Here is a 26,964-nt window from a genome sequence, read left to right as displayed (position 1 = left end):
TCAGTGCAGGCCGGTGCCGCGGTGCAGCGCCGTCCGGATCAGACGGTCGACCACCTTGGGGTATTCGAGGCCGGTGGCCGCCCACATCAGCGGGAACATCGAGGTCGGCGTCATGCCCGGCATCGTGTTGATCTCGTTGAGGTAGACCTGGTGGTCGGCGGTGACGAAGAAGTCGACCCGGGCCAGGCCGGCGCAGTCGAGCGCGGTGAAGGTGCGCCGGGCGTATTCCTGCACCTGGCGGGTGACCTCGGCGGGCAGGTCGGCCGGGATGGTGTAGTGGCTGCCCTCGAGGTATTTGGTCTCGAAGTCGTACCAGTCGTTGGCGTCGACGTGGATCTCGGCCAGCAGCGACGACTCGGGCGCTCCCCCGGCCTCGCCCTCGAGCACGCCGCACTCGATCTCGCGGCCCACGATCGCGCCCTCGACCAGCACCTTGGGGTCGATCCGGCGCGCGGTGGCGATGGCCTCGTCGAGGTCGGCCCAGTCGGTGACCTTGGTGATGCCGTGCGACGAGCCCGCGCGCGACGGCTTCACGAAGACGGGCAGGCCGAGCCGCTCCTTGTCCTCCTCGGCGAAGGAGACGCCGGCCCGGAGCACCACGTACGGCCCGACGGGGATGCCCTCGGCCAGCGCGAGCTTCTTGGTGAACTCCTTGTCCATGGCCGCGGCCGAGGCGAAGACGTTGGCCCCCACGTACGGCAGGCCGGCCATCTCGAGCATGCCCTGGATGGTGCCGTCCTCCCCGTACGCCCCGTGCAGCACCGGGAAGACGACGTCGACCCCGGCCAGCGTGGACATGCCGTCCGCGGGGTCGTGCACGATCAGCTCGGTGGCCGTCGGGTCGGCCGCCAGCACGACGGCGTTACCGCTGGCCGCCGTGATCTCGGGCAGCCGCTTGTCCTGGATCGCCAGCGCCGAGGGGTCGTCGCCGGAGAGCACCCACCGGCCCTCCCGGGTGATGCCGACCGGAAGCACCTCGTACTGGTCCGGGTCGAGCGCGCGCAGGATGCTGCCGGCGCTCACACACGAGATCGCGTGCTCGGAGCTGCGACCGCCGAAGACGATCGCGACGCGGGTTTTCCGAGGGGTCGTCACTTTCTTTGGGCCTCTCGCTAGCGGTCATGCCGGGGGTGACCCTACTCTGCGTTAGCCACTCGCGGGATCACCCGGCCGCCGGGCCGGGACAGGGGAACGGGCAGTTCATGAGAGCAGCACTCCACGTGATCGCCGGGCCGGGGCCCGGGCAACTGGCGACGATCGCGCACCCGCGCGCCGACGCCTGGCCGGTCGAGCAGCTCGGCGCGCTGGCCCGCGCCGGGGTCAACGTGCTCGTCTCGGCCCTGACCACCGTCGAACAGCATCGGCTGGGCTTCGGCGACACCGCCGCGGCCGCCTCGTCGTACGGGCTGCAGTTCGTCTCGTTCCCGGTGCCGGACGGCGGCGTCCCGCGCGACGAGGCCGTGCAGGTCGTCTCGCTGGCCGGTCAGCTGGCGGGCCAGGTGCGGGCCGGCCGTTTCGTCGTGACCCAGTGCTTCGGCGGGATAGGGCGTTCGACGCTGCTCGCCTGCACGACGCTGGTGCTGCTGGGGATCCCCCCGGGTGAGGCGCTGAGCCGGGTCACCGGCGGCACGGAGATGCCGGTGACCCAGGACTGGCTCTACGACTTCGTGGCGTCCCACCCGTCGCGCCGGCTCGCCGACAGCGCCTGAGATCAGCCCGTACGCCGGATCGCGACGTCCCGCATGAGCCGGTGCGCCGCGATTCCGGCCGTGGCCGTGGCCGCCAGCACGATCGTCAGCGCGACGGCCAGCGGGGCCCGCTGGGTCAGCACCCCGAACTCGTCGATCGTGATGAGCCCGCTGCTCGCCATGATCGGCAGCGAGCCAGGGATGATCAGCAGCAGCCCGATCAGTGGCCGGAACCGGTAGAACCCGGCTGAGATCACCATGCCCGACGCCAGGTAGGCCGCCGTGGCCGGAAGCACATGCAGGTATTCGTTCGCGGCCTCGCCGAAGCGGAACACCGGATAGGTGTCGCCGCGCTGGTCGAGCAGGCCGAGCACGGTGCTTTCGACGCCGTGGCCGATCACGACCAGGGCCGGGAAGAGCACCACGATGCCCAGCGCGAAGACCGCGAACCCGCGCAGGAACTCGTGCCGGGTCACGCCGTTGGTCACGATCAGCCGGAAATACGTGCTGATCATGAGGATGCCGGTGACGAGCGGCCAGTACTTGGCGGCCGAGCCGACGACGACGAGCCAGAAGCTGAAGCCGAGCGGGTTGACCGTCAGGATCGCCGCGACCGCGGCGATCTCGAGCGTGACGACGATCGCCAGGCCCCAGTAGATGACCGGACGGTAGAGCTGGAACAGGACCGCGCTGACGCTCATCGGGACGCCTCCAGGGGCCGGGGCTGCGAGGTGAGGTGGACGAAGAGCTCCTGCAAGCCGAGCGGCCCGAAGGACAGGCCGTCGCGTTCACCGCGGGCGATCTCGTCGGGGTCGAGGCGGCCGTCCAGGGTCAGGGCCCGTACGGTGCCCAGACTGTGCTCGCCGAGCACGGTGTGGCCCGCCGCGAACGCGGTGACCAGGTCGGCCGGCCCGGTCACGGTGACGCCCCGCCCGCGCAGGGCGTCGGTCTCGTCGTGCAGCAGAATCCGGCCCCGATCCATGATGATCACCCGCTCGAACAGCTCGGCCACCTCCTCGATGAGGTGGGTCGAGAGCACGATCGTGCGCGGGTGGGCCAGATAGTCGTCGAGCAGCTCGCGATAGAAGAGCGTGCGGGCCACCGCGTCCATGCCCAGGTAGGACTCGTCGAGGATGGTCAGCGGGGCCCGGCCGGCCAGGCCCAGGGTCGCGCCCAGCATGGAACGTTCGCCCCGGGAGAGCCCCCCGACGCGTTCGCGGGGGTGGAGCTCGAAAAGGTCGAGCAGCTTGCCCGCGTACTCGGCGTCCCAGCCCGGACGCAGCCACCGGGCCACGGCGAACACCGTGCTGATCCGGTCGGAGCCGCTCAGGTCCAGGGTGTCGCGGATGAAGCTGGTCTGCCGCATGAGCCGCGGGTTCTCGAACGCCGCCTCGCCGTCGATCAGCACCGTGCCGGCAGACGGCTTGCGGTACGAGGCGAGGACGCTGAGCAGGCTGGTCTTGCCCGATCCGTTCCGCCCCAGCAGGCCGTAGATGGCGCCGGTGGGCAGCTCAAGGTCGACGTTGTCGACGGCGACCGTGCTGCCGTACCGGACCGTGACGCCGCGCAGCTCGATCATCGCCGGCTCCCCAGGTAGTGCGTGATGTCGTCGACGCCGATCCCGACCCGCTTGGCCTCCTCGAGCATCGGGTCGACGACCTCGGCGAAGAACCGCTGCCGCCGCTCGGCCCGCAGCTTGGCGGGCGCGTCGGGGCTGACGAACATGCCGATGCCGCGCCGCTTGTAGAGCACGCCCTCGTCGACGAGCTGAGCGAAGCCCTTGGCCGCGGTGGCCGGGTTGATCCGATAGAAGGCCGCGTACTGATTCGTGGACATGACCTGGTCGTCCTCCTTGAGGGCCCCGCTCAGGACGTCGTTCTTGATGCCGTCGGCGATCTGCAGATAGATGGGGCTGCGGTCGTGGAACACGCGAGCCTCCTTAGTGCAGTGGTTCATTACTCATGTAACGAACCATAGAGCCGCGATGCAAGCGAGGGCAAGAGGGCGGTTCGGCAGTCTCAGGCCGCGAACGTCTGGGGCAGCACGCCGTCGTCCCAGAGGCCGTCGAGGTGCTCGAGGAAGCCGACCAGGCTGCGCTCCAGCTCGCGCCGCTCGGCGGTGGTGAGGGTGGCCAGCGGGTCGCTGAAGACCAGGCCCTCGGGGTGCTTGGCCCGCGTGCCGACGAACTTGCGGCACGACGAGCACCACACATAGCTGACCAGCGTGGGCCGGCGAGCGTTCTCGGGGGCGTTGAAATAGGCCCGGAGCGAGGTCGCGCCGCAGGCCGGGCACTCCCGCTCGCCGGGGTCGGCGAAGAAGCTCGACCCCTGGGTCATGGCCGCCACCTGGTCACCGGAGAAGCTGTCCCAACTCACTCCGGCAACCTAGATCAGGACTGGTCGAGCGCGGCGGTCAGGTCGGCCAGCAGGTCCACCGTGTCTTCGATGCCGCACGAAAGGCGTACGAAACCCGGGCTGGTGTCGTCACCCCACTGGGCGCGCCGGTCGGCCGTCGTGTGCACGCCGCCGAACGACGTGGCCGCGAAGACCAGCTCGGCCGCGGTCAGGAAGCGGGCCACCCGCTCGGCGTCGCCCAGGTCGAACGACACCACGCCGGGGATGCGCCGCATCTGGGTCGAGGCCACCGCGTACGACGGGTCGGAGCTCAACCCCGGCCACCGTACGCCGGTGACGTCCTCCCGCCCGCTCAGCAGCGCGGCCACCGCGGCCGCATTCTGGCTCTGCCGGGCCAGGCGCAGGTCGAGGGTGGCGATCGAGCGATGGGCCAGCCACGCGTCGAAGGCGCCGGGCACCGCGCCGGTGTGCTTGCGCCACGTCTCGACCTTGTCGAGCAGCTCGGTGTCGTTGGCCGACACGTAGCCCAGCAGCACGTCGGAGTGGCCGGTCAGCGCCTTGGTGCCGGAGGCGACCACCAGGTCGGCGCCGAGCGCGAGCGGATTCTGCCCGAGCGGGGTGGCGGTCGTGTTGTCGACGGCGACCAGCGCGCCGGCCGCGTGGGCCAGCGCCGAGACCTCGCGGATGTCGCAGACGTCGAGGCCCGGGTTGGCCGGCGTCTCGAGCAGCACGAGGCGTACGCCCGAGAAGTCGGGATAGGGGCCGGCGGTCGGCACCGCGATCGATTTCACCCCGAGGTCGCGCAGGGTGCTCTCGGCGAAGCTGCGGACCGTGAAATACCCGTCGGAGGGCAGGGCCACCGTGTCGCCCGTGCGGAGCACAGAGAGCAGCAGAGCGGTGATGGCGGCCTGCCCGCTGGCGAAGGTCAGCGTCCGGCCGCCCTCGAGCTCGCCGATCGCCGACTCGAGCCGCCGCCGGGTCGGGTTGTCGGGCCGGCCGTAGCCGTTGTCGCCGACCTGACCGGCGGCCGGGTCGAGGTGATAGGGCGCCGCGAAGACCGGGCCGGGCAGGAACGGATCGCCCGCCTCGGCCTCCGGCAGACCCGCGTGCACGACCCTCGTGCCGTCCGAAAAGCTCATGCCGATTCTCCGCTTCGCTCCGAATCGACATGAGGCACAAACACGCTGAGCCTGATGGTTCGTTCGCTGCGCTCTCTCACTCTGGCTTCATCTCCCGGCCCATCAGCAGTTTGACCGCGACCCGCGGGTCGACGCCCTCGTGGCAGACCCGCTCCACCTGCTCGGTGATCGGCATCTCCACCCCGTGGGCGCGCGACAGGTCGCGGATCGCCAGGCAGCTCTTCACGCCCTCGGCGGTCTGCCGGGCCGCGACCTGCGCCTGCTCCAGAGTCTTACCCAGGCCCAGTTGCTCGCCGAAGGTGCGGTTGCGCGACAGTGGCGACGAACACGTGGCGACCAGGTCGCCCAGCCCGGCCAGGCCGGCGAAGGTCAGCGGGTCAGCGCCCAGGGCCACGCCGAGCCGGGCGGTCTCGGCCAGGCCCCGGGTGATCAGCGACGCCTTGGTGTTGTCGCCCAGGCCCATCGCGGCCGCCATGCCGTAGGCCAGGGCGATCACGTTCTTGACCGCGCCGCCCAGCTCGCAGCCGATCACGTCCTCGCTCGTGTACGGCCGCATGTAGGGCAGCGCGAGCGCGTGCTGGACGGCCCGGCAGCGGTCGTGGTCGGTGCCGGCCACGACGGTCGCGGCGGGCTGCTCGGCGGCGATCTCAGGCGCCAGGTTGGGCCCCGAGACGACCACGACCCGGCTGGGGTCGACCCGCGCCGTCTCGACGATGACCTGGCTCATCCGCTTGGTCGTGCCGAGCTCGATGCCCTTCATCAGCGAGATGAGCGTGGAGTCGGGCTCGAACGACCCGGCCCACTCGGCCAGGTTGCCGCGCAGCGTCTGCGACGGCACCGCGATCGCCACCAGCTCGGCCCCGGCCACCGCCTCGGCCAGGTCGTTGGTGGCCGTGATGCGGTCGGGCAGCTTGAGCCCGGGCAGCGCGGCCTCGTTGAGATGGTGCTCACGGATCGAGGTGGCCACCGCCTCGCGCCGGGCCCAGATCGTGACGTCGGCCCCGGCCTCGGCCAGCATCTTGGCGAAGGCCGTGCCCCAGGCGCCGGCCCCGAGCACCGCCGCGCGGGCCATCAGGCGTCCTCGGCGTTCGTGATCTTCTTGCGGGGGCGGTCGTAGAGGGTGGGCGGCGGCGTCTCGCCCCGCAGGGCGCCGAGCAGTCCGCTGATGTCGTGCATGATCGCCTCGGTCATCTCCTCGAGCACGGCCCGGGTCGGGGTCGCGCCCTGCCACTTGCTCAGGTCGACCGGCTTGCCGGAGGTGACGGTCACCGGCACCCGCGGGCGGAACCGCAGCTTGCTCGTGCGCGGGTCGAAGATCTGCTCGGCCCCCCAGTTCGCCACGGGCACCACGGGGGCGCCGGTGAGCAGGGCCAGCCGGGCCGCGCCGGTCTTGCCGCGCATCGGCCACAGGTCGGGCTCGCGCGTGGTCGTCCCCTCGGGATAGATCACCACGACGCCGCCCTGTTCGAGCGCCTCGACCAGCACGTCGAGCGACTTCACGGCCTCCACGCTGCCGCGTTCCACGGGGATCTGCTGCACCTTGCGGAGGAAGCCGCCGAGCAGCGGCACCTTCCACAGGCTGGCCTTGCCCAGGAAGCGCGGCCAGCGACCGGCGCTGAAGATGTAGTAACCCACGACGACCGGGTCGAAGTGCGACACGTGGTTGGAAGCGATGATCACCCCGCCCGACCGCGGGATGTTGTCCGAATTGAGCCAGGTCCGTCTGGTCCAGACCTTCAGCACCGGGATCACCAGAAGCGCCGCGAAACGCCGCCAGAACCCGAGCCTGCGGTGTGCCACGGCCCCTCCTGCCTGCTGTTGCTACCGGGACGCGGCGTGCCCCCGCCGCCTGTCGTCGTACCTGCGACGAAATCATGCCTGCTCGAAGCCTGCGGTACCAGGTAGGGGTCCTTACCTCCGGTCGCTGGCAGACTTGGCCGAATGGTGCGCGACTGGACTGCGGTGATGCCGGTCAAACGGCTCGGGGCCGCGAAGAGCCGGCTGCGTGGCGCGGTTCCGGCCGCCCGGCACGGGGAGCTGGCGCTCGCGATGGTGCGGGACACGGCGGCGGCAGTGCTGGCCGCCCCGGCGGTGGCCGAGCTGCTGGTGGTGACCGACGACCCGGTGGCCGGGGCGGCCGTGGCCGCCCTGGGGGCCCGGGTGGTGCCCGACCGGCCGGACGCGGGGCTCAACGAGGCGATGCGCTATGGCGCCGACGAGGTGGCCGGGCTGAGCCGGCATCGCGCGGTGCTGGCCGGCGATCTGCCCGCGCTGCGCCCCGAGCAGCTCGACGCGGCGCTGGCCGCGGCCCGGGGCGGGCGCGGCTTCGTGGCCGACGCCGCCGGCTCGGGCACGGTGCTGCTGGCCGTGGGGCCGGGCGAGCCGCTCGATCCGCGCTTCGGCATCGGCTCGGCGGCGGCGCACGCGGCCTCGGGGGCGCGCCCGCTGGAGGGCGAGTGGCCGGGCCTGCGGCAGGACGTCGACACCCCGGCCGACCTGGCCACCGTGCTCGGTCTGGGCGCCGGGCGGCACACCTGTGAGCTGCTGCGTGACCTGGGACTCAAGGTGGCCTGCGTCTCGGCCGCGTGAACGGTAGCTTTTAGGGCATGCAGGGCACAATCGCGACCTTCGACCCGGCCTCGCGAAGCGGCACGTTGCTGCTCGACGACGGCTCTGAGCTGGCCTTCGGGGCACCGGCCTTCGACGCCTCGGGGCTGCGCAAACTCCGCCTCGGGCAACGCGTCGACATCGAGGCCGACCCCGCCGGGGGCGTCCGGCAGGTGAGAATTCCCGGGGTCGCCTGACCCGTTCCGAGATTTGTTCGTTTCACGTTCCGCAGAAACCGGCAATGATGGTGCGATGCACACCTCGCCCCGGACCCCCGAAACCCGCCGGCGTGGCCCGAACGGCCGCTATCTCCCCCGTACGACCCCGACCGATCCGGCACCCGTGGGCGAGACCGTGGCAGCCGCAGATCCGAAACCGACGGAGCACGTGGTGACCAGCAGCATCGACGACCCGACCGAGACCGCCGCCGAGCGGCCCGAGCTGCCGGAGGACAGGTTCCTCAACCGCGAGCTCTCCTGGCTCGACTTCAACGCCCGGGTGCTGACCCTGGCCGAGGACCCGGAGACCCCGCTGCTCGAACGGGCCAAGTTCCTGGCCATCTTCGCCAGCAACCTGGACGAGTTCTACATGGTGCGAGTGGCGGGCCTGAAGCGGCGGCTGAACGCGGGCCTGCCGATGCGTGGCGGCGACCGGTCCTCGCTGCGCAACCAGCTCGAGATGATCTCGCAGCGCACGGCCGACCTGGTGACCCGGCACTCGGCCTGCTTCTCCGACGAGGTGCGGCCCAAGCTGCAGGCCGAGGGCATCGAGATCGTGAAGTGGGCCGATCTCGACGCCCCCGAGCGCGAGCGCCTGCGCAGCTACTTCCGCGAGCAGGTATTCCCCGTGCTGACCCCGCTCGCCGTCGACCCGGCCCACCCGTTCCCGTACATCTCGAACCGCTCCTTGAACCTCGCGGTCGTGCTGCGGGACCCGGAGGACGCCGGGGGCGAGCTGTTCGCGCGGATCAAGGTGCCGAACAACGTGCCGCGGTTCGTGACCGTGCAGAACGACAGCCGGGCGGTGCGCTTCCTGCCCGTCGAGGAGCTCATCGCGACCCACCTCGACCAGCTCTTCCCGGGCATGGAGCTGGAGGAGTGGCACTCGTTCCGGGTCACCCGCAACGCCGAGCTCGAGGTCGACGAGGACCGCGACGAGGATCTGCTGCAGGCCCTCGAGCGCGAGCTGGCCCAGCGCCGCTTCGGCCCGCCGGTGCGCCTCGAGGTGGCCGCCTCGATCAGCGACCACGTGCTCGACCTGCTCGTGCGCGAGCTCGACGTGGTCAGCTCGGACGTGCAGCGGGTGCCCGGCCTGCTCGACATGTCGGCCCTGTGGCAGGTGTTCGGCGAGTGCGACCGCGACGACCTCAAGGACCGCCCGTTCGTGCCGGCGACCCACCCGCAGCTGGCCGACGGCGAGGTGCCGCGCAGCGTCTTCAACCGGCTGCGCGAGAGCGACATCATGGTCCACCACCCGTATCACTCGTTCTCGACCAGCGTTCAGCGGTTCATAGAGCAGGCGGCGGCCGACCCCAACGTGCTGGCCATCAAGCAGACCCTCTATCGCACCTCGGGCGACTCGCCGATCGTCGACGCGCTGGTCGACGCGGCCGCCGCCGGCAAGCAGGTCGTGGTGCTGGTCGAGGTGAAGGCGCGCTTCGACGAGGTGGCCAACATCGCCTGGGCCCGCACGCTGGAGCGGGCCGGCTGCCACGTCGTCTACGGCCTGGTCGGGCTCAAGACGCACTGCAAGACGGCGCTGGTCGTGCGGCAGGAGGGCAACCAGATCCGCCGCTACTGCCACATCGGCACCGGCAACTACCACCCCAAGACCGCCCGGCTCTACGAGGACTTCGGCATGCTCACGGCCGACCCCGAGATCGGCGCCGACGTCACCGACCTGTTCAACGTGCTCACCGGTTACAGCCGCCAGCGGTCGTACCGGCGGCTGCTGGTGGCCCCGCACGGGGTGCGCCAGGGCCTGATCGAGCGGATCGAGGAGCAGGCCCGGATCGCCCGCGAGGGCGGCGAGGCGCTGGTGCAGATCAAGGTGAACTCGCTCGTCGACGAGGAGACGATCGACGCGCTCTATCGCGCCTCGCAGGACGGCGTGAAGGTCGACCTGATCATCCGGGGCATGTGCGCGCTGCGGCCCGGCGTGCCCGGCCTGTCGGACAACATCCGCGTGCGCTCGATCGTCGGCCGTTTCCTGGAGCACTCGCGGGTGTTCCGGTTCGGCGCGGGCGACGACGCCGAGTATTGGATCGGCTCGGCCGACATGATGCACCGCAACCTCGACCGTCGCGTCGAGGCGCTCGTCCGTGTGACCATGCCGACCGCCCGCGAGGAGCTGCGCTACGTGCTCGACCTGTCGATGAGCGACGGCACCGAGGGCTTCGACCTGGACGGTGAGGGCAACTGGCACCGGCACCCGGCCAACCTCACCGAGCCGCACGTCCACCTGCAGGAGGCCCTGCTGCGCCGGGTGATCGGCAAGGCGTCCTGAAGATGACCGACACCGTTCACGCCGCCGGTGGAGTGCTTCTGCGCGACGGCCAGGTCTGCCTCGTGCACCGTCCCCGCTACGACGACTGGGCGCTGCCCAAGGGCAAGCTCGACAAGGGCGAGCACCCGCTGATCGGGGCCGCTCGCGAGGTGCTGGAGGAGACGGGCTGGCGGGGCCGCGTGCGGCTGGCGCTGCCCGAGGTGGCGTACACCCTGCCCGACGGCCGGCCCAAGACAGTGACGTACTGGCTGATGGACGCCGTCGGCGAGGGCGGCCCGGTGCAGGACACCGACGAGGTCGACCAGGTCGCGTGGCTGTCGCTCGCCGAGGCCGCCGAGCGGGTCAGCTACGCCGACGAGCGCGCGGTGCTCGAGCACGTGGCGACGCTGCCCCCGGTGACCGACGTCGTGGTGCTGGTGCGGCACGCGCACGCGGGCGAGCGCAAGAAGTGGTCCGGCAACGACGCGCTGCGGCCGATCGACGAGCTGGGCGAGGAGCAGGCCGAGCGGTTCGCCGAGATCTGCGGCCCGATCGGGCCCGAGCGGCTCGTCACCGCGACCCCGCTGCGCTGCAAGCAGACGTTGGAACCGCTGGCCGCGGCGCTGGGCGGCATGCCGATCGTGGTGGACGGCGCCTTCGCCGAGCCGGCCGAGGCCGACGAGGCGCCGGCCAAGGCCAAACTGGCCGCGCAGCGCCTGCTGGAGCTGCGGTCGGGCACGGCCCTGCCCGCGATCTGCAGCCAGGGCAAGATAATCCCGCACCTGCTGGCCGCGCTGCGCGACGAGGCCGACCCCGAGCCCTACAAGACGCCCAAGGGCTCGGCCTGGCTGCTCACCTGGAGCGGCGACTGCCTGCTGGAGCCGACGCGGCTTTAGCGGCCCGGGCCGCCGCGCCCACCGGCACCGGATCGGCCCGCCAGTAGCCGATCAGGTCGCCGGTGAGCCAGCGGGCCCGCCACAGCTCGTCGTCGCGCGGCTCCCAGTCGCGGAACGGCAGCGACGCGACCCGCCAGCCGAGCACACAGACGAGATACCAGTTGTAGAGCGGGATGAGGCCCAGCCAGGCGTCCCGCGGCCGGTACGACGCGTGGGGCGCCAGCACGCGCACGGCGAGCGCGCCCCAGAGGCCCGTGACGCACCAGTCGAGCAGTTCCGAGCCGGTGTACCGCTCGGCCAGCGTGCCCAGCGTCCAGCCGGGCACCACGGCGGCCGCGAACACCAGCGTGGCGATCAGCGACCGGCCGACCAGCCCCCGCGGTGATGCTCTGCGCTCCATGCCCCGGACGGTAGGCCCAGCACCGCTTTCGGCGCCCGCACACACGAAAGGCGTCCACCGTTAGGGTGGACGCCTTATCGGGCGAACATGATGCAATCCGCGAAACTAGCGGGACTTGCGCGCCGTGCTAGTGGCGCGAGCCCGTGACGGAGTCTCGGCCGCGGCCGCCGTGGTGGTCTTGCGGGCGGTCGTCTTCTTGGCCGCCGCCGTCTTGGTGGCGGTGGTCTTGGCCGGGGCGGCCTTGGTGGCGGCCGTCTTCTTGGCGGCCGTCGCCTTCGTAGCGGTGGTGGCCTTCGTCGCCGTCGACTTGGCCGGGGCCGCCTTGGTGGCAGTGGTCTTCTTGGCCGCCGTCGCCTTGGTGGCGGCGGTGGTGGTCTTGGCCGGGGCGGCCTTGGTGGCGGCCGTCTTCTTGGCGGCCGTCGCCTTCGTCGCCGTCGACTTGGCCGGGGCCGCCTTGGTGGCGGTGGCCTTGGTGGCGGTCGCCTTGGTCGCGGTGGCCTTGGCCGCCGTCGACTTGGTGGCGGTGGCCTTGGTGGCGGTCGTCTTCTTGGCCGCCGTGGTCTTGGTAGCGGGGGTCGCGGTCGCCTTCGTGGCAGCCGTCTTCCGCGCCGGGGTCGCCTTCGTGGCCGCGGTGGCCTTCGTGGCAACCGCCTTCTTCGCCGGAGCGGCCGCCTTCGCGACCTTTCCGGCCGCGACCATCTCGCGGAAAGCGGTGCCCGGCTTGAACGCCGGCACGGAGGTTTTCTTCACTTTCACCGGCTCGCCCGTGCGCGGATTGCGGGCGGTACGCGCATTGCGTGCCCGCTTCTCGAAGACGCCGAAGCCGGTGATGGCAACCCGATCGCCCTTGGTGACAGCACCCTGCACCTCAGCGATGACCGCATCCAGTGCCGCCGTGGCGGACTTGCGGTCTCCCAATCGGGCTGCGAGCGCCTCGATGAGCTCGGCCTTGTTCACGGTTTTCCTCCCAAACGTGAGAACTGAGCCTCACTGGCCCAATGCGAGCCATTCTGCGCGCACCGTATGCCCTCTGACCAGCAGACACAAACATTAGTGTCATAAAAAACCCTTGCGTTACAACGCATTCGCCCCCGCCGGGGATGCGGCGGGGGCGAAAAACGTAGTGCTGACAAGGGATTTCACCCTCAGGCGGTCACCGGCTTGAAGGAAGGCCGATTTTTTTCGAAGTCGGTGATGATGTCGGCGTGGCGCAGGGTCAGTCCGATGTCGTCGAGCCCTTCCATGAGGCGCCAACGACTGAAATCGTCGATCGGAAACGACCACGAGGCATCGTCGGCGACCACCCGGCGGCCCTCGAGGTCCACGGTGATCTGCTTTTCCGGCTCGCTCTCGGCCAGATCCCAGAGCGCCTCGACCGCCTTCTGGTCGAGCTGGACGGGCAGCAGCCCCTCCTTGAGCGCGTTGCCCCGGAAGATATCGCCGAATCGGGCGGCGACGACCACCTTGAAACCCCAGTCCCGCAGCGCCCAGACGGCGTGCTGACGTGAGGATCCGGTGCCGAAATTGGGACCGGCGACGAGGATCGTGGCGCCCGTGTGGGCCGGATTGTTGAGCACGAAGCCCGGATCGTCGCGCCAGGCGCTGAACAGACCGTCCTCGAATCCGGTGCGGGTGACCCGCTTCAGATAAACGGCCGGGATGATCTGATCGGTGTCCACGTCGGAACGGCGCAGCGGCATCACTTTGCCGCTGTGGGTGACGAACTTGTCCATCTCTCGTCTCTTCCGTTCTACAGATCGGCGGGGGCGGCCAGCTTGCCGACCACGGCGGTGGCGGCGGCGACCTGAGGCGAGACCAGGTGGGTGCGCCCGCCCTTGCCCTGCCGGCCCTCGAAGTTGCGGTTGGAGGTCGAGGCGGCCCGCTGGCCGGGGCTGAGCGTGTCCGGGTTCATGCCCAGGCACATGGAACAGCCCGCGAACCGCCACTCGGCGCCCGCCTCGGTGAAGATCTTGTCGAGCCCCTCGGCCTCGGCGGCCTCGCGCACCTTGTAGGAGCCCGGGACGATCATCATGCGGACGTCGTCGTGCACCCGGTGGCCCCGGATCACGTCGGCCGCGGCCCGCAGGTCCTCGATCCGGCCGTTGGTGCAGGAGCCCACGAAGACCACGTCGACCGGCACGTCGCGGAACGGGGTGCCGGGCTCGAGGTCCATGTATTCCAGGGCGCGGCGGGCGGCGCTGCGGTCGGTCTCCTCGATGAACTCGTCGGGGTCCGGCACCACGCTGTCGAGCGGCGCGCCCTGGCCCGGGTTGGTGCCCCAGGTGATGAACGGGCTGATCGCCGCGGCGTCCAGGATGATCTCGGTGTCGTACTCCGCGTCCTCGTCGGTCACGAGCGTCTTCCAGTACGCCACCGCGGCGTCCCAGTCGGCGCCCTTGGGCGCGTTCTCGCGGCCCTCGAGATACGCGAAGGTCGTCTCGTCCGGCGCGATCATGCCGGCCTTGGCGCCCCATTCGATGCTCATGTTGCAGATGGTCATCCGGCCCTCCATGGAGAGCTTGCGGATGGCCTCGCCGCGATACTCCACGATGTGGCCGTTGCCGCCGCCGGTGCCGGTCTGCGTGATGAGGGCCAGGATCAGATCCTTCGCGCTGACCCCGGGGCGCAGCTCGCCGACCACGGTGACCGCCATCGTCTTCGGCTTGCCCTGCGGCAGCGTCTGGGTGGCCAGCACGTGCTCGACCTCGCTGGTGCCGATGCCGAAGGCCAGCGCGCCGAACGCGCCGTGGGTCGCGGTGTGCGAGTCGCCGCAGACGATCGTCATGCCGGGCTGGGTCAGGCCGAGCTGCGGCCCGATCACGTGCACGATGCCCTGATTGACGTCGCCCAGCGGGCGGATCTGAACACCGAACTCGGCACAGTTCTTGCGCAGCGTCTCGATCTGCGTCCGCGAGGTCGTGTCGGCGATCGTGAAGAGCTCGCCGCGCTGGGTGTTGAAGGCCGGGTCGGCATAACCGGTCGGCGTGTTGTGATCCTCGGTCGCGAGCGTGAGATCGGTGCGTCGAACCGGGCGGCCCGCCATGCGCAGGCCGTCGAAGGCTTGCGGGCTGGTCACCTCGTGCAACAGGTGCAGGTCGATGTAGAGCAGATCAGGCTCACCCTCGGCAGCACGCACGACATGGTCGTCCCAGACCTTTTCGGCCAGGGTCCTCGGAGTGACTCCCACCATCTGGACATCCTAAATTCTGGGAGGTATGTTTCGGCTTGTGGGACACAGTATGAGCGGTGTCGGCGTTCTCGACAAGGCGGTAGTCATCCTGGCGGCGTGTGTCGACGGCGCCAGCCTGGCCGAACTCGTCGACCGCACGAAACTGCCGCGGGCGACCGCACATCGCCTGGCCCAGGCCTTGGAGATCCACCGGATGCTGGTGCGGGACACCCAGGGCCGGTGGCGGCCGGGCCCCCGGCTGGGCGAGCTCGCCAACGCCGCGCCGGACGTGCTGCTGACCGCGGCCGAGCCCCTGCTTTCCGCATTGCGGGACGCGACCGGGGAAAGCGCGCAGCTCTACCTGCGCCGTGCCGACGAGCGTATCTGTGTGGCCGCGGCCGAGCGCGCCAGCGGCCTGCGCGACACCGTGCCGGTCGGCTCGGTGCTGCCGATGGTCGCCGGTTCGGCCGCCCAGATCCTGCTCGCCTGGGAGCCGCCCGAGGCCGTCATGCCGCTGCTGCCCCGCTGCAAGTTCACCGGCCGCACCCTGGCCGAGGTGCGCCGCCGGGGCTGGGCCCAGAGCGTGGCCGAGCGCGAGCCCGGTGTGGCCAGCGTCTCGGCGCCGATCCGCGACCGGACGGGCCGGGTCATCGCCTCCATCTCGATAAGCGGTCCGATCGAGCGCCTCGGCCGTCGTCCCGGCGAACGGCACGCGATGGCCGTGGTGCGGGCCGGACAGCGGCTTTCGGGTCTGTAGAAGCGTCGATAGAGTCGCCGCGTGCGGCTCTTCGGTCGTGAGACGGAGTGCGCCGCGCTCGATTCCCTCCTCACCGGGGCGCGATCCGGGCGCAGCGCGAGCCTCGTGCTGCGCGGCGAGCCCGGCGTCGGCAAGACCGCACTGCTGCGGTACGCGGAGGGTCGCGCGACGGATTCCCTGTGGATCAGCGGCGTCGAGCCCGAGACCGATTTCCCGTACGCGGCCCTGCACCGCCTGCTGATCCCGCTCCTCGGCGACCGCGCCCGGCTGCCCGCGACTCAGCTGGCGGCGCTCGAAGTGGCCTGCGGCCTCGCTGACGGCCCGCCACCCGACCTCTATCTGGTCAGCCTGGCCGCGCTGACCCTGCTGGCCGGTTCCCGCCGCACGGACGGCCAGGCGTCGCCCCGCACGCGGTTGTGTGTCGTGGACGATGCGCAGTGGCTCGACCAGGAGTCGTTGCGGGCCCTGGCCTTCGTGGCCCGCCGCCTGCACGCCGAGGGTGTGGTGCTGCTGTTCGGCCTGCGCACGGAAGGCGACGGCCCAGGCGGCCCGGGGCTGCTCGCCGGCGTGGCCGTGCGCGAGATCGCCGGCCTGGCCCCGGAGGCGGCCGTGGCGTTGCTCACCGACGTCGTCGACTCCGTGGTCGACCGGGCCCGGGCCGAGCACATCGCGCGGGCCACCGGCGGCAATCCGCTCGCCCTGACCGATCTGGGTCACGAGCTCACGGCCGGGCAGCTGGGCGGGACGGTCGCCCTGCCCGAGCCGGCACCCATCGGCAGCCGGCTCGAGGCGCACTACGCGGCCCGGATCGACGGCTGTCCCGCGGCCACCCGCACCTGGCTGCTGCTGGCCGCGGCGGGCGCGGGCACCGCCGGCGATGGTCTCACCGCGGCCGCCCGGCTGCTCGGCGTCACCCCCGCCGACGCCGCCCCGGCCGAGGCCGACCGGCTCGTCACCGGTTCCCCGGCGTGCACATTCCGGCATCCCCTGGTGCGCTCGGCCGTCTACGGCGGGGCCACCCCGGCCGCCCGGCGGGCCGCCCACCGCGCCCTGGCCGCCACGATCACGGGTGAGTCCGAGGCGGATCGCCGGGCCTGGCATCTCGCCGCGGCCGCCGACGGTCCCGACGAGACGACGGCGGCCGAGCTCGAGACGCGCGCCGACCGGGCCGCGGCCCGCGGCGGGCACACCGCCCGGGCTACCTTCCTGACCCGATCGGCCGAACTGACCCCGGATCCCGGGGCGCGGGCCGTCCGGCAGGTGCGGGCGGCCGAGGCCGCGCTCGCGGCCGGCGCCTACGGTCAGGCGCTGCTTTTGCTGGACGACTTGGACGAGAGCGCACTGCCGGGCGCGGCGCGCGGCAGCGCCCTCATGACGCGGTCGCTGGCCGAGGTCAACACGGGAACGCCGGACGGGCAACGGCTGGGCGCCGCCCGCTGCCTGGCCGCGGCGCGCGCGTTCGGCGACGACCGGGAACGGGCCCGGCGCGCCGTCGTGCAGGCGATCGAGCTGGCTCGCAGCGCCGAGCACCTGTCCGCGGTGAGCGAGCCGGAGATCGCGGCCGAGGCGGCCCGGCTGGTCGGTCCCGGCCCGACCGGCCTGGACGAGCTGATCCTGGCCGGCTACGCCGAATTCACCACCCACGGATACGCCGGCGGGCTGCCCGCCGTGCGCCGGGCGGTGGACGCGCTCGCCGGCCCGGCGCTGAGCGACGAGGCCCTGCTGGCCCGGCTCGTGGTCGGCGTCAACCTGTGCACGCTGCTGTGGGACGACGCCGCCAAGGACGGGCTGCTGCGCCGGGCCGAGCAGGCCGCCCGCCGCAGCGGCGCCCTGCACGCGCTCGACCTGGTGCACTATCTCGGCACGATGACCTGGACGTTGCTGGGCGGGCTGAACGAGGCCGACCGGCACGACGCGGCCGGGCTGCGGCTGCGGGCGGCGCTCGGCATGACCGCGGATCAGGCCCAGGTGTGGCGGCATCCCGAGCTGGCGACGTGGCGGGCCGGGCCGGGCGTGCGCGAATCGGTCGCGGCCGCGCTCGGCGTCTTCGAGATGCTCTGCCTGGGCGGCCTGCACGCGTGGACCAGGCTCAGCCTCGCGGTGCTGGACAACGCCGAGAGCCAGTACGCGGCGGCCCGCGAGACCCTGCTCGGGCTGGTCGAGCTGGGCCGGCCGCACCGCTACGCCGACGCGCTGCCCGACCTGACCGAGGCCGCGCTGCGAGCGGGCGACCGGCGTACGGCGAAACTGGCCGCGGCCGACCTCACGGTGGTCGCCGAGGCCTGCGGCACGCCCCGCGCGCTCGGGGTGCTCGAGCGCTCACGGGCCCTGCTGGCCCCGGCGGCCGAGGCCGAAACCCCGTACCGGCGGGCGATCGAGCATCTCGGCGACGGCCTTTGTCACGGCGATCTGGCCCGGGCGCATCTGCTCTACGGCGAGTGGCTGCGCCGGCAACGCCGCCGCCGGGACGCCCGCGAGCAACTGGCCACGGCGCTCGAGATGTTCGAGGGCGTACGGGCCGAGGCGTTCGCGGAGAGGACCCGCAAGGAGCTGCGCGCGCTGGGCGGGACGGTGCTTCACCCCGTACGGGAGACCGACGAGACGGCATTGACCCCGCAGGAGGCCGCCGTGGCCCGCCTGGCCCGGGACGGGGGAACCAATGCCGAGATCGCGGCGCATCTGTTCCTGAGTGCCAGCACCGTCGATTACCACCTGCGCAAGGTGTATCGGAAGCTCGGGGTGCGGTCGCGCCGGCAGTTGCGCGGCAAGGTGCACGACTGACTACGTGAGACGCGTGATTCGCGGGTGGACGCGCTCCCAGCACGATCGGCACATGACCACGATCGTTCTGGTTCACGGCCTCTGGGTGACTCCGCGCAGCTGGGAGCACTGGATTTCCTACTACGAGGCGAAGGGGCACACCGTTGTCGCCCCGGCCTATCCCGGCTTCGAGGTCGAGGTCGAGGCCCTGCGCGCCGACACCTCGCCGATCGCCGCGGTGACCGTTCCCGAGACAATCGCCCACCTCGAAAAGGTCATCACGGCCCTGCCCGAGAAGCCGGTCATCATCGGCCACTCGTTCGGCGGCACGCTGACTCAGCTGTTGCTCGACCGCGGACACGGATCGGCCGGCGTGGTCATCGACTCGGCGCCGCCGGAGGGGATTTACGTCAACCCGCCGTCGCAACTCAAATCGCTCTTCCCGATCCTCAACAACCCCGCCAAGCGGCACCAGGCCGCCGGTTTCACCCCCGAGCAGTGGCATTACGCGTTCTGCAACACGCTTTCCGAGGCGGAGTCGCAAGAGGCCTACGACCGGTACGCCATTCCCGCGCCGGGCAGCTGGGTCTGGGCGTACGGGCTGATCGCGAATTTCAAGCCCGGCAAGCAGGAGACGTGGGTCGACTTCCACAACAAGGAACGGGCGCCGCTGCTGTTCATCGCGGGCGGGGCCGACCACATCATGCCGCCGTCGGTGAACAAGTCGAATGCGAGCCATTACAAGGCCGCCCCCGCGGAGTATTTCGAGTTCCCCGGCCGCTCCCACTGGACGTGCGGCGAGCCCGGCTGGGAGAAGGTGGCCGACAAGGCCCTCGAGTGGGCGCTCGCCAACGCTCGATGACCGGACTGGCGATCACCCACATCGGCGGGCCGACCACGCTGATCGAGCTCGGCGGCGTGCGGCTGCTCGTCGATCCCACCTTCGACGCCCCCGGCCGGCGCTATTCGTTCGGCTGGGGCACGTCGTCGCGGAAAACGGCGGGCCCGGCGCTCCCGCCCTCGTCGCTGGGAGCGCTCGACGGCATCCTGCTCACCCACGACCAGCACGCGGACAACCTCGACGACGCCGGACGGGAGCTGCTGCCCTCGGTGCCCGTCGTGGTCACCACACCGGCGGGCGCCCGCCGGCTGAATTGTGTGGGGCTGACGCCGTGGCAGCGCACCACGATCGGCGACGTCGAGATCACGGCCACCCCGTCGCGGCACGGGCCGGCCTGGAGCGTGCCGATCGTCGGACCCACCACCGGATTCGCGTTGCGGCCGCCCGGCTCCTCCTCGGTGGTCTGGATCTCGGGCGACACCGTCGTCTTCCCGGGCGTCCTCGAGGTGGCTTCCCGCCTCACCGTCGACACGGCCGTGCTGCACCTGGGCAAGGTCCAGTTCGGCCTCACCGGTCCCGCCCGTTTCACGATGACCGGCCGCGATGCTTCTTCGCTCTGCAGTTTTATAAAGCCGCGGCGCATTGTCCCCGTGCACTACGAGGGCTGGTCCCACTTCCACGAGGGCCGCGCGCAGATCGACGCGGCCTTCCCACCCGGCGCGATGACGTGGCTCACCCCGGGGGTCCGGACGGCTTGGGAGTGAGCCGATCGGCCCGGCCCAGCAGATAACGCCGCTCCACCGTGTTGGCGGTCAGCCCGGCCGCCGCACGGTAGAGCCGGGCCGCCTCGTCGTGCGCGCCCGTCCGTTCCAGCAGATGAGCCCGTACGGCTTGCTCACGTTGCCGGGTGAGCGGCTCATGGGCCAGGTCGGGCTGCTCGTCGAGCAACGCCAGGCCCTGCCCCGGCCCGTACGCCTGGGCCACCGCCACGACGCGGCTCAGCCGGACCGGCGCCGTGGGCATGACCGCCTCGAGCCCCTGGTAGAGCGCGGCGATCTGCGGCCAGTCCGTGTCTCCGGGCGCGGCGTGCACTGCCGCGATGGCCGCCTGGATCCGGTACGGCCCCGCGTCCGGCTCGGCCCAGACCGCGTCGAGCAGTTCGGTGCCCTCCCGGATCAGCGCCTGGTCCCACCGTTCGCGGTCCTGTTCCTCGAGCGGCACCAGGCGGCCGTCCTCACCCGTACGGGCGGGGCGGCGGGCCTCGGTGAGCAGCATCAACGCGAGCAGGCCGGTCGTCTCGAGTTCGCCCCTCTCGGCTTGGTGCAGCATGCGGGTCAGGCGGATCGCCTCGTGGGCCAGGTCGACCCGGTCGAGGCGGTCGCCCCGGGAGGCCGTGTAACCCTCGTTGAAAATCAGGTAGAGCACCTGCCGTACGGCCTCCACCCGCCCTTTCACGAACGAGGTCGATCGCAGGTGCTTCTTCGCGCGGCTGATCCGGGCGCTCATGGTGTTCTCGCTCAGCCCGGACGCATGAGCGACCTCGGCGGTGGTGAGGCCGCCCACGGCGCGCAGGGTCAGGGCGACCTGGGCGGTGGGCTCGAGCGACGGATGACAGCAGAGCAGCAGCAGGGTCAGGCTGTCGTCCACCGCCGACCCGGGTGCCGCGGGTGGGGCGGTCGCGGCCTCGTACTCGCGCCGCCGGCGGGCCTGATCGGCGCGCAGCAGGTCGACCAGCCGCCGATAGCCGACCCGGATCAGCCAGCCGCGCGGGTCGGCCGGGACACCGTCCGCCGGCCATTTCCGGCTCGCCGCGAGCAGCGCCTCCTGCACCGCGTCCTCGGCCAGGTCGAAGTGCCCGAACCGCCGGACGAGCGCGCCCAGCACCTGCGGCGCCTCGCTGCGCAGCAGGTGCTCGAGCGCGGGCGTGCTCACCCCCGGAACTCCCCGCCCAGGATGGGCCGGATCTCGATCGGCTCCCCCAGGATCGCGACGAGCCGCCCCACGATCTCGACCGCCCGCTCCCGGCTCGCGCAGTCGATCACCGCGAAGCTGGCGAGCACCTCCTTGAGCTCGGCGAACGGCCCGTCGGTGGCGACCACGCCGTGCTCGGTGCGCCGCACCGTGGTGCTCACCGCCGGATGCCCGAGCCCCTCGGTCGACACCAGCTCGCCGCTCTCGGTGAGCTCCCGCTGAAACCGCGAATAGACCTCGACGGCCTCCTCCGCCCCGACCCCCGCATCCCAGGCGGCGAGCGGCGTGTAGGCCAGCAGGAGATATTTCATCGTTCTCCCCCTCGGATCGCGTTCAGGGCAATCGCGGTGGTCCAGCCGAACGAGACGAGCCCGGTCACCGCGAGCTGCACACTCGCGTGCTCCGGCGGCGTCGGCAGCAACAGCACCACCGCCACGATCCCACTGAGGACAGCGGGAAGCACCGCCCGCCGCCTTCCCGCGCGAACGGCGTGCACGACACACGCCCCCGCCAGGGCCAGAAACGCCAGCACCGCCGCCGTCGCATGCGCGACGCCGTGCCACGACATCGGCACCACCGCCGGCGCCCCCGCGGGAAACCCGTTCGCGGCATCCGGCACGAACAGCCCCGCCGCCGCCAGCCCCGCCCCGAACCCACCGACGAACACGGCCGTCGCCCGCTGCTCCCTGAGCCCCACCGCGAGCGCCACAACGGCCAGCCCCACCACGACGAAGGTCACCGACTGAACCCACCCCGCCCCACCCAGCATCAGCTGGCTGAGCGGATGCCGCCGCAGATCGAACCCGTCCCGCACCATCACCTGCACCACATTCGACCCGACGAACAACGGCCCCGCCCACACCCCGGCGAGCAAGAGCCCCCGGCCGGTATCGGTCTTGACGGCAGTAATTGTGAGGTCCTCCCCCTTTTCGACTGCCGTTACCTCGGAGCCCCCACCGCGCAATGACGCCGACGATCTATGACCCGCGTCACACGTCTTCGTCATTGGGGTCGTCGGTAGGTTGACGTGGGTGAGCGACATTTTCGTGCGCCGGATCGACTACGGATATTTCGTACGGCCGGCCGAGGAGACGGGCACGGGCCAGGTCCGGGTGGAGCCCACGCTGGGATACCTCGTGGACCATCCGGAAGCCGGCCTGATCCTGGTCGACACCGGCATGGGCGGCAACGCCGAAGTGGACGCCTGGTACCACCCGACGCGGATCCCCCTGGCCGGCGCCCTCAAAGCCGCCGGGGCCGACATCGCCGACGTCCGCATGGTCATGAACTGCCACCTGCACTTCGACCACTGCGGCGGCAACCCCGAGCTGGCCGGCCGCCCGATCTTCGCCCAACGGGCCGAACTGGAACTGGCCCGAGCCCCCGAAAGCCACACACTCCCCGACCTGGTCGACCACCCGGGCGCCCACATCGAAGAACTGACCGGCGAAGCCGAAATAGCCCCCGGCGTCCACATCATCCCGACCCCCGGCCACACCGCAGGCCACCAGTCCCTGGTAATCCACCGCCGCGACGGCACCGTGATCGTGGCCGGCCAATCCCACGACAACGCCACCCTCTTCACCACCGACGCCATGGCCCACAAGGCCGCCCTAGCCACCCACCCGTCCTGGCTCCCCCGCCTCCTATCCCTAGACCCCCGCCAGATCTACTTCGCCCACGACAACGCAATCTGGACCCCCTAACCCCCCGAACCGCCCCCACTCCAACCCGGCCGAATTTCGCGAAGGGCACGGGGTTGGGCTCTGTAGGCACACGGGACACACCTCGGTCGAACCCTGTCCAGGCGGCGCACCCTCAGCTAGGCCCCGTGGAGGCGGCGCACTCTCAGCTGTTCTCTATGGGGGCTGCGCACCCTTAGCTGCGCTCCGGGGGGCGCGCCCCGCGGCTGGGCGTTGTGGGGCCGGCGCACCCCGGGTGGGCGCTGTGAGGCCGGCGCACCCCCGGCTGGGCGATGTGAGAGCGGCGCACCCCGGCTGGGCGATGTGAGGGCGGCGGACCTCCGACTGGGCTCCGTGGGGGCAACCTCGGGCCGGGCTCTGCTGGAGCGCAAGAAGCACGGATTGGTTATGGCGGGGGCAAGGAGCGCACCCCCCGATTGGGTCCAGTTGGGCGGAGAGCGCAGCCCCACCACCGGTTGGGCTGCGATGGTGGTGGCAGCAAGGTGGAAGCCGGGGCGCCTGCGGTCTTGGGGTTTGATGTTGACGTTGCCCGTGCTGGCCGTGTCGCTAAGGTCGACCTTTTCGTTGCGGGGGCAAGAAACGCGGTCCCCTCGGTTGTTGAGCTCAGCCAGCCGCCACGAGCCCAGCCCCAGCACCCGTTGGGCCCTATTGAGGGCAAAGCTAGGGCGGGGAGCACAGCCCCAGCACCGATTGAGCTGCGTTAGTGGCGGCAGCGAGTGGAAGCCGGGGGCACCGTCGGTCTTCTGGATGCCGGGGACGCCGTCTGTCTTGGGTTGATGCTGACGTCGACCGCGCTGGGGGGTGTCGCTGACGTCAACCTTTTCGGTGCGGGGACAGGAAGCGCGGCCCCCTGGGTTCGGCCCAGCCAGGGGCGATAAGTACAGCCCGAGCACCCGTTGGCCCCTGTTGAGGGCAAGGAACGCAGCCCTCAACACCAGATAAGGCTCGCTTAGGGGCAAGAAGAGCGCCCCCCGGGTTGGTTCTGGCGCGGCGTCGAGTTACTGGCAGGACCAAGAAGCGCAGCCCCACCACCGGCTGGACTGGGTTGGCAGGGAGCCCGGCCCTCGCTTGGGCTTCATGAAGAGCAAGGTTCAGTGCTGTTGGGGGCAAGGGGCGCAGCCCCCAAGCACCACCTCCCCGTCACCGACGCGCGAAAGAGCAAGCACCGTAACGTGGGGTCTGGGGGCTCGGCCCCCAGGCAGAACGCGGAATGAGCCCGTCCGCGCTTTCTGCGGACGAGCTCAACCCGAATGTAGCCCCGAAGGGATTCGAACCCTCGCTACCGCCTTGAGAGGGCGGCGTCCTAGGCCGCTAGACGACGGGGCCAGGATCTTACTTGTTGCTTCCGCTTCCGCGTTGGCGACGGGCCGAACTCTATCAGAAGTCCAGCGCCGCCTCCCCCGTGGGAGTGGTTGCGCTGGGGTACCAGGACTCGAACCTAGACTAGCTGAACCAGAATCAGCCGGGCTGCCAATTACCCCATACCCCATTGGCCCGGTTTCCCGTGCCGAGAGAAAACCTTACCTGACGCTTCAGGGCCCACCAAATCGGGTTCCGTCATCGGAACAGGCCGGCGTGGTCGCGGGCCCACTGCTCGTATGTTTTCGCAGGCCGGCCGAGCAGTTCGGGGACGGTCGGCACGGCGGCTTGGGGGTGTCGGGTGAGCTGGGCGGCGCCTTGCAGATACCACTCGGCGTATTCGCCCATGACCGGCCGCAGTTGTTCGACCGCCTCGTCGTGGGTGAGTTCGATGTAGCGGAGGTCACGCCCGAGGGCCCGGCCGATCGCTTCGACCTTTTCGCGTCGGGTCAAAGACTGGGGTCCCGTGAGCTCGTACGACTGGCCTTCGTGACCCGTGGTGACGATCACGTGGGCGGCGACGGCGGCGATGTCTTCCTGGGCGATCGCCGCGTTGGCCGAACCGGCGTAGCCGTCGCGCACTTCGTCGCCGGCGCGGATCTGGTCGGCCCAGAGGGTGGCGTTGGCCATGAATTCGCCCGGTTCGAGGTGGGTGTGCGGCACTCCGGAGGCTTCGACGGCGTTTTCGATCTCCTGCCAGTGGTCGCCTTTGGCGCCGGCCAGGTCGACGATTCGCCGCACGCCCGCGTCGGCAGCCCGCCGGCACACCTCGTACGCGGTCGGAATGTGCGGCGCGAGGTAGAGCACGTCGACGCCGTGCAGGGGAACCGTCGACGGCCGGCTCACGAAACCGCGGACGACCTCGACGGATGACGGAAGTCCGGCCCGCGCCGGGTCGACCGTCAGCGCTCGTATGTCGTCGGCACCTCGGGCCAGCAACTCGTCGACGACCATGCGGCCCACGTTCGCGGTGGCTCCGGTGACCAGGACCTTCATTCCCGTAGGGTATACGGAATCATGGAGGAGTTCAGCCCGCGGATCCTTCCGCTGCTCTGGCGCCGGCACATCCCGGCCCGCAAGCCGGTCGGCCGTCCGCCCCGGCTCACCGTCGACGTGGTGGTCGCCACCGCTGTCCGTATCGCTGACGCCGAGGGGCTGGAGGCGGCGAGCATGGCCCGGGTGGCCGCCGATCTGTCGGTCGCCACGATGAGCCTTTACACGTACGCGCCTTCGCGACCCGAGCTGGTCGATCTGATGGTCGACGAGGTGCTGTGGGCCCGCGAGCTGACCGCCGGGGGCAGTTTCCGGGAGCGCGTGGGCTATTTCGCCGAGCGCACCTTCGCGATGTATCGGGCGCATCCCTGGCTGGCCGAGGTCTCGCGGGTGCGGCCGCCGGTCGGGCCGGGCATGCTGGCCGAGACCGAGTTCATGCTCGCGGCAGTGGCCACGCTGGGGCTGCCGATCCGCCGGCTCAGCCCGGCCGCCACCACGATCACGTCGTGGATCACGGCGGCGGCCCGGCACGAGGCGGAGGGCGCGTTGTTACGCCGTACGACCGGGCTCAGCACCGACGAGTGGTGGCTGCAGCGCGGCGAGATGTGGGAGAGCTGGTTCGACGTCGAGCGGCATCCCACGATGACCTCGATCTGGAACGCGGGCGCCTTCGACCGGGGCAGCGACCAGCAGGCCCAGGACTCGTACGGGCTGGGTCTGGACCTGCTGCTGCGCGGGATCGAGGGGTCAGTCGAGGGAGACGACGGGGTTTCGTAGCTCGCCGATGCCCTGGATGCTCACCGACACCGTGTCGCCGGGCGTGATCTGGCTGACCCCGGCGGGCGTGCCGGTCAGGATGATGTCGCCCGGCAGCAGGGTCATGACATGCGACACGTACGACACCAGGGTCGGCACGTCGAACACCATGTCCTTCGTGCGGCCCAGCTGCACCGTCTCGAGCGCCTCGGGGTTGCGCCCGACCTCGGCGCGGATCTCGAGGTCGCTCACGTCGAGGCCGGTGACGATCCACGGGCCGATCGGGCAGAACGAGTCGAAGCCCTTGGCCCGCGTCCACTGCGGGTCGCTGCGCTGCAGGTCACGGGCGGTGACGTCGTTGCCGATGGTGTAGCCGAAGATCGCCTTCTCGGCGCCGGCCCGGTCGAGGCGGCGGGCCCCGGTGGCGCCGATCACGACGGCGAGCTCGCCCTCCTCCTCGACCCGCTGCGACTGCGGGGGCAGCCGGATCGCGTCGTTGGGGCCGATCACCGAGGTGGACGGCTTGATGAAGATCAACGGCTCCTTGGGCACCTCGTTGCCGAACTCGGCGGCGTGGTCGGCGTAGTTGCGGCCGACGCCGATCACCTTGCTGGAGAAGATGGGGGCGAGCAGGCGTACGTCGGCCAGGGCCCAGCGCTGACCGGTGAACCGGACCTCCTCGAACGGCAGCGAGCCGATCTCGGCGATGGTCAGGCCCGACGCGTCACCCTCGACGACGCCGAACGACACTCCTCCGGCATGAACAAAACGGGCGAATCGCACGGTTGATCCCCTCTACGCTGACGGCTCTTCAAGGGAAATCTACGCCGAGCGCTCGCCGTTCATTTCGTTCGCGGTCGCACCCAGCCGCGGGAACGGATCGAGCGAGAAGATGACCTCGATCGGGACCTCGAAATACCGCGAGATGCGCAGGGCCAGGTGGAGGCTGGGGCTGAACTCGCCGCGCTCGATGTAGCCCACCGTCTGATAGTGGACCCCCAGGGCGTCGGCGAGCTGCCGCCGCGAGACCCCGCGCTCGGCGCGGAGCATCGCAATCCGGTTGTAAGTAACCTCGTTGCTGCCCATC

Annotated in this window: 29 protein-coding genes and 2 tRNA genes; 11 read left to right on the top strand and 20 right to left on the bottom strand. The window is 71.1% G+C overall.

Translation table 11 applies throughout. The features are described 5' to 3' along the window. Entirely contained in the window at window positions 1-1,095 is a 1,095-nt protein-coding gene (locus JKJ07_RS13295; protein ID WP_202991746.1) for a D-alanine--D-alanine ligase family protein, read from the bottom strand. A 107-nt stretch (window positions 1,096-1,202) separates the two neighbouring features. Between JKJ07_RS13295 and JKJ07_RS13290 the strand changes: the two genes are divergently transcribed. Then, entirely contained in the window at window positions 1,203-1,709 is a 507-nt protein-coding gene (locus tag JKJ07_RS13290) for a protein-tyrosine phosphatase family protein (protein ID WP_202991745.1), read from the top strand. Window positions 1,710-1,711: 2 nt separating this feature from the next. On the opposite strand, the gene JKJ07_RS13285 is transcribed toward JKJ07_RS13290, so the two are convergent. From JKJ07_RS13285 to JKJ07_RS13255, 7 genes are all read right to left on the bottom strand, one after another. Further along, window positions 1,712-2,389: a hypothetical protein gene (locus tag JKJ07_RS13285; RefSeq protein ID WP_202991744.1), complete on the bottom strand. Its 678-nt coding sequence runs from the start codon at window positions 2,387-2,389 to the stop codon at window positions 1,712-1,714. Further along, on the bottom strand, window positions 2,386-3,267 hold the full coding sequence (locus JKJ07_RS13280; protein WP_202991743.1) for an ATP-binding cassette domain-containing protein: 882 nt from the start codon (window positions 3,265-3,267) through the stop codon (window positions 2,386-2,388). The genes JKJ07_RS13285 and JKJ07_RS13280 overlap by 4 nt, the downstream gene beginning before the upstream one ends. After that, complete coding sequence (locus JKJ07_RS13275; protein ID WP_202991742.1) at window positions 3,264-3,617, bottom strand: GntR family transcriptional regulator; 354 nt, start codon at window positions 3,615-3,617, stop codon at window positions 3,264-3,266. The genes JKJ07_RS13280 and JKJ07_RS13275 overlap by 4 nt, the downstream gene beginning before the upstream one ends. A gap of 89 nt (window positions 3,618-3,706) precedes the next feature. Next, window positions 3,707-4,063, bottom strand: coding sequence for a hypothetical protein (locus JKJ07_RS13270; RefSeq protein WP_307834231.1), 357 nt, complete (start codon window positions 4,061-4,063; stop codon window positions 3,707-3,709). A gap of 14 nt (window positions 4,064-4,077) precedes the next feature. Next, the gene (locus JKJ07_RS13265; RefSeq protein WP_202991741.1) at window positions 4,078-5,181 is read right to left on the bottom strand and encodes a cystathionine gamma-lyase; all 1,104 of its coding nucleotides are present in this window, start codon (window positions 5,179-5,181) and stop codon (window positions 4,078-4,080) included. 76 nt (window positions 5,182-5,257) lie between these two features. Then, a complete protein-coding gene (locus JKJ07_RS13260; protein WP_202991740.1) occupies window positions 5,258-6,253 on the bottom strand; it encodes an NAD(P)H-dependent glycerol-3-phosphate dehydrogenase in 996 nt (331 codons plus the stop codon). After that, window positions 6,253-6,981 carry a lysophospholipid acyltransferase family protein gene (locus tag JKJ07_RS13255; RefSeq protein WP_202991739.1) on the bottom strand — a complete coding sequence of 243 codons (729 nt, stop codon included), beginning with the start codon at window positions 6,979-6,981 and terminating at the stop codon, window positions 6,253-6,255. The genes JKJ07_RS13260 and JKJ07_RS13255 overlap by 1 nt, the downstream gene beginning before the upstream one ends. Window positions 6,982-7,122: 141 nt before the next feature. On the opposite strand from JKJ07_RS13255, the gene cofC reads away from it, so the two are divergent. The 4 genes from cofC to JKJ07_RS13240 are packed head-to-tail and all read left to right on the top strand — an operon-like array spanning window position 7,123 to window position 11,168. Further along, on the top strand, window positions 7,123-7,770 hold the full coding sequence (gene cofC / locus JKJ07_RS13250; RefSeq protein WP_236028749.1) for a 2-phospho-L-lactate guanylyltransferase: 648 nt from the start codon (window positions 7,123-7,125) through the stop codon (window positions 7,768-7,770). 17 nt (window positions 7,771-7,787) lie between these two features. Beyond that, a complete protein-coding gene (locus tag JKJ07_RS49765; protein WP_236028748.1) occupies window positions 7,788-7,985 on the top strand; it encodes a cold-shock protein in 198 nt (65 codons plus the stop codon). Between the two features lie 55 nt (window positions 7,986-8,040). Then, entirely contained in the window at window positions 8,041-10,293 is a 2,253-nt protein-coding gene (locus JKJ07_RS13245) for an RNA degradosome polyphosphate kinase (RefSeq protein WP_202991738.1), read from the top strand. 2 nt (window positions 10,294-10,295) lie between these two features. After that, window positions 10,296-11,168: an NUDIX hydrolase gene (locus JKJ07_RS13240; RefSeq protein WP_202991737.1), complete on the top strand. Its 873-nt coding sequence runs from the start codon at window positions 10,296-10,298 to the stop codon at window positions 11,166-11,168. On the opposite strand, the gene JKJ07_RS13235 is transcribed toward JKJ07_RS13240, so the two are convergent. From JKJ07_RS13235 to leuC, 4 genes are all read right to left on the bottom strand, one after another. Then, on the bottom strand, window positions 11,125-11,568 hold the full coding sequence (locus tag JKJ07_RS13235) for a hypothetical protein (RefSeq protein WP_202991736.1): 444 nt from the start codon (window positions 11,566-11,568) through the stop codon (window positions 11,125-11,127). The genes JKJ07_RS13240 and JKJ07_RS13235 overlap by 44 nt on opposite strands. A 105-nt stretch (window positions 11,569-11,673) precedes the next feature. Then, a complete protein-coding gene (locus JKJ07_RS13230) occupies window positions 11,674-12,525 on the bottom strand; it encodes an HU family DNA-binding protein (protein ID WP_202991735.1) in 852 nt (283 codons plus the stop codon). Between the two features lie 188 nt (window positions 12,526-12,713). After that, window positions 12,714-13,301: a 3-isopropylmalate dehydratase small subunit gene (gene leuD / locus JKJ07_RS13225; protein ID WP_202991734.1), complete on the bottom strand. Its 588-nt coding sequence runs from the start codon at window positions 13,299-13,301 to the stop codon at window positions 12,714-12,716. 17 nt (window positions 13,302-13,318) lie between these two features. Beyond that, window positions 13,319-14,758, bottom strand: coding sequence for a 3-isopropylmalate dehydratase large subunit (leuC, locus tag JKJ07_RS13220; RefSeq protein ID WP_202991733.1), 1,440 nt, complete (start codon window positions 14,756-14,758; stop codon window positions 13,319-13,321). Between the two features lie 49 nt (window positions 14,759-14,807). Between leuC and JKJ07_RS13215 the strand changes: the two genes are divergently transcribed. Genes JKJ07_RS13215 through JKJ07_RS13200 form a run of 4 tightly spaced genes read left to right on the top strand, consistent with a single transcriptional unit; the run spans window position 14,808 to window position 19,859 of the window. After that, the gene (locus JKJ07_RS13215; protein ID WP_023561932.1) at window positions 14,808-15,494 is read left to right on the top strand and encodes an IclR family transcriptional regulator; all 687 of its coding nucleotides are present in this window, start codon (window positions 14,808-14,810) and stop codon (window positions 15,492-15,494) included. A gap of 21 nt (window positions 15,495-15,515) precedes the next feature. Continuing rightward, window positions 15,516-18,275, top strand: coding sequence for a helix-turn-helix transcriptional regulator (locus JKJ07_RS51695; protein WP_202991732.1), 2,760 nt, complete (start codon window positions 15,516-15,518; stop codon window positions 18,273-18,275). A 52-nt stretch (window positions 18,276-18,327) separates the two neighbouring features. Beyond that, window positions 18,328-19,116 carry an alpha/beta hydrolase gene (locus JKJ07_RS13205; RefSeq protein WP_202991731.1) on the top strand — a complete coding sequence of 263 codons (789 nt, stop codon included), beginning with the start codon at window positions 18,328-18,330 and terminating at the stop codon, window positions 19,114-19,116. Continuing rightward, window positions 19,113-19,859: an MBL fold metallo-hydrolase gene (locus JKJ07_RS13200; RefSeq protein WP_202991730.1), complete on the top strand. Its 747-nt coding sequence runs from the start codon at window positions 19,113-19,115 to the stop codon at window positions 19,857-19,859. Before JKJ07_RS13205 ends, JKJ07_RS13200 begins: the two co-directional genes overlap by 4 nt. Here the strand turns inward: JKJ07_RS13200 and JKJ07_RS13195 are convergent. The 3 genes from JKJ07_RS13195 to JKJ07_RS13185 are packed head-to-tail and all read right to left on the bottom strand — an operon-like array spanning window position 19,828 to window position 22,072. Beyond that, entirely contained in the window at window positions 19,828-21,027 is a 1,200-nt protein-coding gene (locus JKJ07_RS13195) for an RNA polymerase sigma factor (RefSeq protein ID WP_202991729.1), read from the bottom strand. The genes JKJ07_RS13200 and JKJ07_RS13195 overlap by 32 nt on opposite strands. Beyond that, window positions 21,024-21,377, bottom strand: coding sequence for a YciI family protein (locus JKJ07_RS13190; RefSeq protein ID WP_202991728.1), 354 nt, complete (start codon window positions 21,375-21,377; stop codon window positions 21,024-21,026). The genes JKJ07_RS13195 and JKJ07_RS13190 overlap by 4 nt, the downstream gene beginning before the upstream one ends. Further along, window positions 21,374-22,072, bottom strand: coding sequence for a DUF998 domain-containing protein (locus tag JKJ07_RS13185; RefSeq protein WP_438871402.1), 699 nt, complete (start codon window positions 22,070-22,072; stop codon window positions 21,374-21,376). Before JKJ07_RS13185 ends, JKJ07_RS13190 begins: the two co-directional genes overlap by 4 nt. Before the next feature lie 25 nt (window positions 22,073-22,097). Here JKJ07_RS13185 and JKJ07_RS13180 point away from each other — a divergent pair, with 25 nt between their 5' ends. Then, window positions 22,098-22,772: an MBL fold metallo-hydrolase gene (locus tag JKJ07_RS13180; protein WP_202991726.1), complete on the top strand. Its 675-nt coding sequence runs from the start codon at window positions 22,098-22,100 to the stop codon at window positions 22,770-22,772. A gap of 1,250 nt (window positions 22,773-24,022) precedes the next feature. Here the strand turns inward: JKJ07_RS13180 and JKJ07_RS13175 are convergent. The 3 genes from JKJ07_RS13175 to JKJ07_RS13165 form a co-directional block, all read right to left on the bottom strand. Further along, window positions 24,023-24,095 (bottom strand) — tRNA-Glu (locus tag JKJ07_RS13175). 91 nt (window positions 24,096-24,186) lie between these two features. Beyond that, window positions 24,187-24,258, bottom strand: a tRNA-Gln gene (locus JKJ07_RS13170). 68 nt (window positions 24,259-24,326) lie between these two features. Further along, entirely contained in the window at window positions 24,327-25,124 is a 798-nt protein-coding gene (locus tag JKJ07_RS13165) for an SDR family oxidoreductase (protein WP_202991725.1), read from the bottom strand. A 21-nt stretch (window positions 25,125-25,145) separates the two neighbouring features. Between JKJ07_RS13165 and JKJ07_RS13160 the strand changes: the two genes are divergently transcribed. Next, entirely contained in the window at window positions 25,146-25,898 is a 753-nt protein-coding gene (locus JKJ07_RS13160) for a TetR/AcrR family transcriptional regulator (protein ID WP_202991724.1), read from the top strand. Here JKJ07_RS13160 and JKJ07_RS13155 read toward each other — a convergent pair. Next, window positions 25,869-26,660, bottom strand: a complete 792-nt coding sequence (locus JKJ07_RS13155) for a fumarylacetoacetate hydrolase family protein (RefSeq protein WP_202991723.1) — start codon at window positions 26,658-26,660, stop codon at window positions 25,869-25,871. The genes JKJ07_RS13160 and JKJ07_RS13155 overlap by 30 nt on opposite strands. 39 nt (window positions 26,661-26,699) lie before the next feature. Beyond that, a complete protein-coding gene (locus JKJ07_RS13150; RefSeq protein ID WP_202991722.1) occupies window positions 26,700-26,963 on the bottom strand; it encodes a helix-turn-helix transcriptional regulator in 264 nt (87 codons plus the stop codon). Between the last annotated feature and the right edge of the window lies 1 nt (window position 26,964).

Origin of the sequence: Paractinoplanes lichenicola, assembly GCF_016785085.1 — a bacterium.
Lineage (GTDB): Bacteria > Actinomycetota > Actinomycetes > Mycobacteriales > Micromonosporaceae > Actinoplanes > Actinoplanes lichenicola.
Note: the sequence above shows the minus strand (reverse complement) of the source record. Positions and strands in the feature narration are given on the sequence as shown.

What these genes read in the sequence shown, in the direction of transcription:
- JKJ07_RS13290 (WP_202991745.1), top strand. Translation starts at nt 1,203, where the DNA reads ATGAGAGCAGCACTCCACGTGATCGCCGGGCCGGGGCCCGGGCAACTG.
- JKJ07_RS13285 (WP_202991744.1), bottom strand. Translation starts at nt 2,389, where the DNA reads ATGAGCGTCAGCGCGGTCCTGTTCCAGCTCTACCGTCCGGTCATCTAC.
- JKJ07_RS13280 (WP_202991743.1), bottom strand. Translation starts at nt 3,267, where the DNA reads ATGATCGAGCTGCGCGGCGTCACGGTCCGGTACGGCAGCACGGTCGCC.
- JKJ07_RS13265 (WP_202991741.1), bottom strand. Translation starts at nt 5,181, where the DNA reads ATGAGCTTTTCGGACGGCACGAGGGTCGTGCACGCGGGTCTGCCGGAG.
- JKJ07_RS13260 (WP_202991740.1), bottom strand. Translation starts at nt 6,253, where the DNA reads ATGGCCCGCGCGGCGGTGCTCGGGGCCGGCGCCTGGGGCACGGCCTTC.
- cofC (WP_236028749.1), top strand. Translation starts at nt 7,123, where the DNA reads ATGGTGCGCGACTGGACTGCGGTGATGCCGGTCAAACGGCTCGGGGCC.
- JKJ07_RS49765 (WP_236028748.1), top strand. Translation starts at nt 7,788, where the DNA reads ATGCAGGGCACAATCGCGACCTTCGACCCGGCCTCGCGAAGCGGCACG.
- JKJ07_RS13245 (WP_202991738.1), top strand. Translation starts at nt 8,041, where the DNA reads ATGCACACCTCGCCCCGGACCCCCGAAACCCGCCGGCGTGGCCCGAAC.
- JKJ07_RS13240 (WP_202991737.1), top strand. Translation starts at nt 10,296, where the DNA reads ATGACCGACACCGTTCACGCCGCCGGTGGAGTGCTTCTGCGCGACGGC.
- JKJ07_RS13235 (WP_202991736.1), bottom strand. Translation starts at nt 11,568, where the DNA reads ATGGAGCGCAGAGCATCACCGCGGGGGCTGGTCGGCCGGTCGCTGATC.
- leuD (WP_202991734.1), bottom strand. Translation starts at nt 13,301, where the DNA reads ATGGACAAGTTCGTCACCCACAGCGGCAAAGTGATGCCGCTGCGCCGT.
- leuC (WP_202991733.1), bottom strand. Translation starts at nt 14,758, where the DNA reads ATGGTGGGAGTCACTCCGAGGACCCTGGCCGAAAAGGTCTGGGACGAC.
- JKJ07_RS13215 (WP_023561932.1), top strand. Translation starts at nt 14,808, where the DNA reads ATGAGCGGTGTCGGCGTTCTCGACAAGGCGGTAGTCATCCTGGCGGCG.
- JKJ07_RS13205 (WP_202991731.1), top strand. Translation starts at nt 18,328, where the DNA reads ATGACCACGATCGTTCTGGTTCACGGCCTCTGGGTGACTCCGCGCAGC.
- JKJ07_RS13200 (WP_202991730.1), top strand. Translation starts at nt 19,113, where the DNA reads ATGACCGGACTGGCGATCACCCACATCGGCGGGCCGACCACGCTGATC.
- JKJ07_RS13190 (WP_202991728.1), bottom strand. Translation starts at nt 21,377, where the DNA reads ATGAAATATCTCCTGCTGGCCTACACGCCGCTCGCCGCCTGGGATGCG.
- JKJ07_RS13185 (WP_438871402.1), bottom strand. Translation starts at nt 22,072, where the DNA reads ATGACGAAGACGTGTGACGCGGGTCATAGATCGTCGGCGTCATTGCGC.
- JKJ07_RS13165 (WP_202991725.1), bottom strand. Translation starts at nt 25,124, where the DNA reads ATGAAGGTCCTGGTCACCGGAGCCACCGCGAACGTGGGCCGCATGGTC.
- JKJ07_RS13160 (WP_202991724.1), top strand. Translation starts at nt 25,146, where the DNA reads ATGGAGGAGTTCAGCCCGCGGATCCTTCCGCTGCTCTGGCGCCGGCAC.
- JKJ07_RS13150 (WP_202991722.1), bottom strand. Translation starts at nt 26,963, where the DNA reads ATGGGCAGCAACGAGGTTACTTACAACCGGATTGCGATGCTCCGCGCC.